Here is a 4777-nt window from a genome sequence, read left to right on the forward strand (position 1 = left end):
TTACTCAACTTATTGAAGTAGTAATAGATTTTATTTTTTATGAAATCCCCTGCTACAAATATGGAAAAATTACTTGACTAAAGTGATTAAGGTGACTAGCCTGTAGAGTGTAGCCAGCAAAGGGCGTTAAGCTTTTTAGCTGGAACAAAAAAAGGAGTGGTTTAGTCGAACGCTATACAGAGGCCATGAGGGCAGTAAGGTCTTTATGGGGTGATGTGATAGTGAGTAATATGGTTGGCAAGCAACGATATTACTTTTTCTAGCTAAAATGTAAAAAACAGGAGGAAGTTTAAATGGCAACTACAATGGGAACGAGCAGCGCAGCATCTAGCTCTAGAGGCTATGACATGTCGCTGTGGTATGACTCAAAATGGTATAAATTTGGTATGGGTGTAATGCTGCTGGTAGCGATCTTCTGGATCTGGTACCAACGGTCATTTGCCTATTCACATGGCATGGACTCGATGGAGCCTGAATTTGATCGAGTTTGGATGGGATTATGGCGCGTACACATGACAGTTATGCCGCTATTTGCATTGGTTACCTGGGGCTGGCTCTGGAAAACCCGTGATACCAAAGAGCAACTGGATAATCTGGATCCAACACTGGAAGTCAAACGCTATTTTTACTGGATGATGTGGCTTGGCGTATACCTCTTCGGCGTATACTGGGGCGGTAGCTTCTTCACCGAGCAAGACGCATCATGGCACCAAGTGATTATTCGTGATACCAGTTTTACACCTAGCCATGTTGTGGTGTTCTATGGTTCCTTCCCGATGTACATCGTATGTGGCGTTGCTGCATACCTGTATGCAATGACCCGCCTGCCATTATACAGCAGAGGTATTTCATTCCCGCTGGTATTGGCGATTGCAGGTCCCCTCATGATTCTGCCAAACGTAGGCTTGAACGAATGGGGTCATGCTTTCTGGTTCATGGAAGAACTCTTCAGCGCACCACTGCACTGGGGCTTTGTGATTCTGGGCTGGTCTGGATTGTTCGCAGGTGGTATTGCTGCTCAGATCATCACCCGCTATTCCAATTTGGTGGACGTAGTTTGGAATAACCAAAGTAAGGAAATTCTTAACAACAGGATTGTTCCTTAATTTGAGGTTATAGATTGACGATTTTCATTCCTGCTTCTGGGAGACCAGAAGTGGGGGTGAGATAGAGCGAGTCGACTATGATGGGGATATGCAAATTAGTCGTTAGTAATTAACCTGAAAAAATAAAGGAATCGTCATGTCAAATTTAATATTACAAGCTTCAAAGGGAGGGAGTTATGAGTGAAAGCGTAGTATGGGTATTATTATTTATACCTGTTTTGTTTCTGTTTGTACCGCTGCTGTCAAAAAGTGAAGGTTACATGGCGGGCATGTTCAAAACAAATGACATTCTGAAAGCAGCCAAGATGCCGCAGGAAGCGATCCACATGTCGCGGTCAATTGATCTGATCTATTTTCCGATTTTGTGCATACTTTTGGTTGGAACCTATCACATGCACTTTATGCTGCTGGCAGGTGACTGGGATTTCTGGATGGACTGGAAAGATCGTCAATGGTGGCCGGTAGTGACGCCGATTGTAGGCATTACCTACTGCTCAGCAATTATGTATTATCTTTGGGTTAACTATCGTCAGCCATTTGGCGCGACACTCTGTATCGTTTGCTTGCTGGTTGGAGAATGGCTAACTCGCTACTGGGGTTTTTACTGGTGGTCACACTACCCAATGAACTTTGTGACACCAGGCATCATGATCCCAGGTGCATTGATGTTGGATCTCACACTGTATCTGTCCGGTAACTGGCTGATTACAGCGCTGGTTGGAGGCGGATTCTTTGGTTTATTCTTCTATCCAGGCAACTGGGCAATTTTTGGACCGACCCACTTGCCAGTCGTTGTTGAAGGTGTATTGCTTTCAATGGCAGACTACATGGGTCACCTCTATGTTCGTACCGGTACTCCAGAATACGTACGCCATATTGAGCAAGGTTCACTGCGTACCTTTGGTGGTCATACCACCGTTATTGCTGCATTCTTCGCGGCATTTGTATCCATGTTGATGTTCGTTGTTTGGTGGTACCTCGGTAAAGTTTATTGCACAGCATTCTACTATGTAAAAGGTAAGAGAGGCCGTATTGTGCAAAGAGATGACGTTACCGCATTTGGTGAAGAAGGTTTCGCACAGGGGATCAAATAATGAATATAAAAAACATATACAAACGAAGCGTCATGGGGCTTTACGGAGTCGCTTACGCAGCAGCAGCCTTGGCAGTAAGCATGGTAGTAGATATTACACCGGTTGCGGCACACGGGGAACGTTCTCAGGAACCCTTCCTGAGGATGCGTACTGTTCAATGGTATGACATTAAATGGTCGCCAGAAGTTACCAAAGTCAATGATCTTGCCAAAATAACCGGCAAGTTTCACTTGGCTGAAGATTGGCCAGCTGCGGCAGCCAAGCCAGATCGAGCTTTCTTCAACGTGGGAAGCCCGAGCCCGGTGTTTGTTCGTCTGAGCACCAAAATAAATGGCCAGCCGTGGTTTATTTCAGGCCCGATGCAAATCGGTCGTGACTATCAGGTTGAAGTCAGTCTGAAAGCACGTATTCCAGGCCGTCATCACATGCACGCAATGTTGAACGTGAAAGATGCAGGTCCGATTGCAGGTCCGGGAGCGTGGATGAATATCTCGGGTAACTGGGATGACTTTACCAACCCGATCAAGCTATTGACGGGAGAAACAATAGATACCGAGACCTTCAACTTTGCCAATGGTCTGACCTGGCACATCATCTGGATGACATTAGGCTGTCTCTGGATTGGTATCTTTGTTGCCCGCCCGATGTTCTTGCCGCGTAGCCGTGTATTGTTGGCCTATGGTGATGAGATCCTGAGAGATCCAATGGACAAGAAAATTGCCTTCGTTATGGCAATACTGACCATTGCGTTGGTCTGGGGTAGCTATCGTTATACGGAAACAAAACATCCGTACACGGTGCCAATCCAAGCAGGCGAGTCGAAAGTGGATCCACTTCCAGTTGCACCTAATCCAGTAGCCATTCGCGTAACATACGCTAACTATGACGTACCGGGACGTGCACTGCGTGTGAACTTGGAAGTAACCAATAATGGTGACAGTCCAGTCAAATTTGGAGAATTCACCACAGCCGGTATCCGTTTCATCAACGCTCATGGCCGTCAATATCTGGATCCGAGCTACCCTCGGGAACTGATAGCAATTGGTCTGAATTTTGATGATGAAACACCAATTCAGCCAGGTGAAACCAAAGAAATCAAAATGGAAGCCAAAGACGCATTATGGGAAATTCAGCGCTTGATGGCCCTGTTGGGTGACCCGGAAAGCCGTTTTGGTGGATTGCTGATGTCTTGGGATGCAGAAGGAAATCGCCATATAAATAGTATTGCTGGTGCGGTTATCCCGGTCTTTACCAAGCTTTAATAAGTAGTCAGCAGCAACAAATACAACCGGTGCACCGCTGTCGTGAGACAGAAAGGTGCGCCGGTTTTTTTTATAAATCATATTGTCTTAATTATTAACGGGAGAGTTTGTCGTGATAAAGCAATTAACACAGGCTGGTATTGCGGCTTTCGTTCTTGTTGCGATGCTTTATGCGGGCAGTGCGGTCGCCCATGGGAAAGTCTCTTTAGAGGAAGACCCGTGTGTACGCAAGATAGGTGAGAACATGGTGCATCTAAGCGCTTATCAGCCGCAATATGACGAGAGTGGGCACTATTGTACGGATATCCCATTGGCAGGGGATACTTATTTAGTAATTGATCTAATTGATTCTGCATTGCGTAACATGCCAGTTACAGTGAAAGTTTCCCGAGGAGGTGAAGCAGATGGAGAAACTGTGATGCAGCTACCTGTTGAATACCATCCGGACGGTGTTGTTAATGGAATAAGTAAGCTGGAAAAGGGGGCATATTCAGTCATTGTAACCGCAGAAGGAATTCCACCTTTAAAATATCAATTCCAGCTACGTGTGGAAATGGTCGATTATATGAAGCTACTTCGCGCTTCAATTGCGCCTGTAATGGGATTGCTGCTATTGGCATGGCTCATCTATAGACTGACACAATCAAAACGATTCCGTGAATGGCGGACTTCACGTCGCTGAAGAAGATTAAAGTGAGTGTTTTGTCATTGAATTGATCATATAATAAAATATTTATTATCGTCGCAGAGGGAAATAATGTTCATAAACTTAATGAAATCTATTTATAAATCAATATTAATTGTTGCGCTGGGAATGGCCTATTCAATACAGCTACATGCGCATGGTGGGTTGTCGCTGGCTGAGGACATGTGTAAGCTAACAATAGGGCCATACACCATGCATTTTACGGGTTATCAACCTGAGAGCACACAAGAGCAGGAGTTTTGTGAAGATATTCCCTTGGTAGGCCGCACTGTTGTTGCGCTGGATTATATCAATGAGGAACTGCGTTCTATGGCAACCGAAGTGAGAATAATACGTGACACGGGATCGGAAGAGAATCTTGATGAAATAACGATATTTCATTTACCACCTAAAGTGTATTCGAATGGATCGGTTACTTTTGAGCATTCCTTTCCGGAGCCAGGCAAGTTTGTGGGGCTGGTGACGATCAGAGGTGGGACGGATGAGTATGTATCCCGCTTTCCATTCGCAGTAGGAGCCGGTGGAAAATCGAATCTACCTTATATCATAGGTGCTATCGTGCTGGCCGCTGCTGGTGCTTTCTTCTTCATGCGCAGTAATAAGAATAAA

General features: G+C 45.3%; 5 protein-coding genes. All 5 read left to right on the plus strand.

Annotation, left to right across the window (positions count from 1 at the left end; genetic code table 11):
- Positions 1-293 precede the first annotated feature (293 nt).
- Positions 294-1106: a methane monooxygenase/ammonia monooxygenase subunit C gene (locus tag BLW34_RS14860; RefSeq protein WP_090544352.1), complete on the plus strand. Its 813-nt coding sequence runs from the start codon at positions 294-296 to the stop codon at positions 1104-1106.
- Between the two features lie 176 nt (positions 1107-1282).
- Positions 1283-2200, plus strand: a complete 918-nt coding sequence (locus BLW34_RS14865) for a methane monooxygenase/ammonia monooxygenase subunit A (RefSeq protein ID WP_256203829.1) — start codon at positions 1283-1285, stop codon at positions 2198-2200.
- Positions 2200-3462, plus strand: a complete 1263-nt coding sequence (locus BLW34_RS14870) for a methane monooxygenase/ammonia monooxygenase subunit B (RefSeq protein ID WP_090581238.1) — start codon at positions 2200-2202, stop codon at positions 3460-3462. The genes BLW34_RS14865 and BLW34_RS14870 overlap by 1 nt, the downstream gene beginning before the upstream one ends.
- A 112-nt stretch (positions 3463-3574) precedes the next feature.
- Entirely contained in the window at positions 3575-4144 is a 570-nt protein-coding gene (locus tag BLW34_RS14875; RefSeq protein ID WP_090581241.1) for a hypothetical protein, read from the plus strand.
- 90 nt (positions 4145-4234) lie between these two features.
- Positions 4235-4777 (plus strand): hypothetical protein (locus BLW34_RS14880; protein ID WP_090581244.1); only part of this gene is annotated, 543 nt, incomplete at its 3' end.

This window comes from Nitrosomonas sp. Nm58 (genome assembly GCF_900107335.1).
GTDB lineage: Bacteria > Pseudomonadota > Gammaproteobacteria > Burkholderiales > Nitrosomonadaceae > Nitrosomonas.

What these genes read in the sequence shown, in the direction of transcription:
- BLW34_RS14860 (WP_090544352.1), top strand. Translation starts at nt 294, where the DNA reads ATGGCAACTACAATGGGAACGAGCAGCGCAGCATCTAGCTCTAGAGGC.
- BLW34_RS14865 (WP_256203829.1), top strand. Translation starts at nt 1,283, where the DNA reads ATGAGTGAAAGCGTAGTATGGGTATTATTATTTATACCTGTTTTGTTT.
- BLW34_RS14870 (WP_090581238.1), top strand. Translation starts at nt 2,200, where the DNA reads ATGAATATAAAAAACATATACAAACGAAGCGTCATGGGGCTTTACGGA.